1 protein-coding gene is annotated in these 518 nt (G+C 38.8%); it reads left to right on the plus strand.

Translation table 11 applies throughout. The features are described 5' to 3' along the window. Nucleotides 1–363, plus strand: a 363-nt coding sequence (locus ACZQK9_RS09205; RefSeq protein WP_483270394.1) for an ATP-binding protein, incomplete at its 5' end; no start/stop codon positions are given. Between the last annotated feature and the right edge of the window lie 155 nt (nt 364–518).

Consider the following 518-nt stretch of genomic DNA (forward strand, 5'->3'; position numbering starts at 1 on the left):
GATGATATATTTCCACTGGCAGACAAAACGGAATATATCAATGCATTGGCTTCTTACCAGCTTTTGATTATTGATGATCTTGGAGTGGAACGAAATTCAGAATATGCGTTAGGAATTATTTTTAGCGTCATAGACCGCAGGATCCGTTCGGGACGACCTTTGATCATCACAACCAATCTTCCTCTGAAAGAAATAAAAAGCGAGACCATGTTGGACAAAAGGCGTATCTATGACCGTATTTTAGAAATGTGTACACCAATGTATGTTGGGGGCGCAAGCAAACGAGAAGCGATTGCAAGTGCGAAAATGGAGAAAGCGAAAATGTTGTTGAATACAAAGAATGATCGTGCGTATTGCGGATAGAAGTGTATGCTACGCACGTTAAACAATAAGGAAAGGATTTTATGAACAAACAATATGTTGCGATATGTGAAAAAGTGGCTCTTACAATTGAAGAGGCAGCAGAATACAGTAATATCGGACAAAACAGAATAAGTAGTCTTTTGAAAGAACCGAGA

The organism is Wujia sp. (genome assembly GCF_056872695.1).